2 protein-coding genes are annotated in these 1,609 nt (G+C 28.5%); one reads left to right on the top strand and one right to left on the bottom strand.

The features are described 5' to 3' along the window. Window positions 1-30: 30 nt before the first annotated feature. Window positions 31-720 (bottom strand): MFS transporter, encoded by a 690-nt coding sequence (locus LQK79_RS20775; protein WP_231017784.1) that lies wholly within the window; start codon window positions 718-720, stop codon window positions 31-33. A gap of 199 nt (window positions 721-919) precedes the next feature. Here LQK79_RS20775 and LQK79_RS20770 point away from each other — a divergent pair, with 199 nt between their 5' ends. Then, the gene (locus LQK79_RS20770) at window positions 920-1,528 is read left to right on the top strand and encodes a TetR/AcrR family transcriptional regulator (RefSeq protein ID WP_053243459.1); all 609 of its coding nucleotides are present in this window, start codon (window positions 920-922) and stop codon (window positions 1,526-1,528) included. The last annotated feature ends 81 nt before the right edge of the window (window positions 1,529-1,609 follow it).

The raw sequence follows: 1,609 nt of genomic DNA, 5'->3' as shown, positions 1-1,609 counted from the left end.
GCTATACACTTTTTTATTTTAAAAATATTTCTAACTTTTTTTCTTTAAACTATTGACTATTACTAGCTGGTCTTTAAGTAGTGCAAAAGTAAGACAAAATAGGCTTACAGTTATCATTATCATTCCGACCCAATCTATATTTTTAGAAACTGTGTTATCATAAGATTCTTCTGCAAAAACCATTATTAAAATTAATGCAATAACAGTAAGTGGCACATTAACAAAGAAAACAGACTGCCAATTCGCATATTTTATTAAAATTCCTCCAACTGGTGGTCCACTTGCAGCTGCCAAACCAACTACAGCACCAGATGCTCCAACAACTATCTGCATCTTTTCTTTTCCAAAAATTTCGATTCCCATTGGAAGTACTATTGGTGTAATAATAGCTCCTCCAATACCTTGTATAAATCTCATCACAATAAGAAATAATAACGAATTAGAAAATCCGCAGAGTACAGAGCTAATTCCAAAAATTAAAAGGCCAATAACCATTAGTTTTTTTCTTCCAAATTGATCTGCAAGTTTAGATGCAGTAATCATAAAAACTGCTAATGCTAAAGCATAAATTGTACTTATCCAACTAGTATCATTCAAACTTACCTTAAAATAATCCGTTATACTTGGAAGAGCAATATTAACAATTGTACTATCAATTACTCCAAGAAAAGCAGCTATAAGTATTCCAATAAATCCAATATAACCAGTTTTTTTGTTCATTTTATATCCACCTCCAAAATATGAAACCTAGTTCATGTTCATATTATAGTTTTATGTTTTCTAAATGTCAATATAAATATGAAGTGACTTTCATATTTCATTGACAACATATTTTTCTTGTATTAAAATAAAGCTATATTTTAAAAATGTTGATTAAATCAAAACGTAAATAACTATAAAACTATTAGAGGTGAAAAAGTTGGATAAGGCAGTCCGTGAGCCTAAACAAAAACGTTCAATAGAGAAAAAAGAAAGAATAATATCAGCAGCCAACAATCTTTTTATAGAAAAGGGTTATTTTAATATAACCACAGCGGAAATAGCAAAAACTGCTGGACTTTCAACAGGTACAGTTTATGCATATTTTAAAGATAAAAAAAATATACTTCTTGAATGTCTTTACAAAAATGGTCAAGAGTATATAGGACAGATTGTTGATGAACTAGGTAATTTTTCGGAAAACAAAGATCTTTTTAATACCATAAAGAATATTCTTAATATTTTTATACAACTTCATACTACTTATCCTAAAAAATATCATGATGAGCTTATGTCTCTAGTATATACAGATAATGATGTAATGAAGTATTTTCAGCGTATTAAAAACATAATGATGGATGCTGTTGTTGCTCAGCTTAAAAAATCAGGAATTGAACTAAAACATGAAAAAGAGCAATCATTTTTGATGTATTCTCTTATTGAAAATATTGAAGATGAGCTTGTTTTTGATATAAATCCAGATTTGAATAAAGAAGTTCTTATAGATGAATGTGCACGTGTCATTGTTGCAATGATACAGGTTTTATAAATAATGCGAAGTAACAGTGACTTGTAACATTAAAAAGAATCCATAAATCTAAGGTGGAAAAATCGTAAAATCCTAAGATAT

The sequence above is a fragment of the Clostridium guangxiense genome (genome assembly GCF_021043395.1).
GTDB lineage: Bacteria > Bacillota > Clostridia > Clostridiales > Clostridiaceae > Clostridium_S > Clostridium_S guangxiense.
The sequence above is the reverse complement of the archived record's forward strand: the minus strand, read 5'-3'. Positions and strand labels throughout refer to the sequence as shown.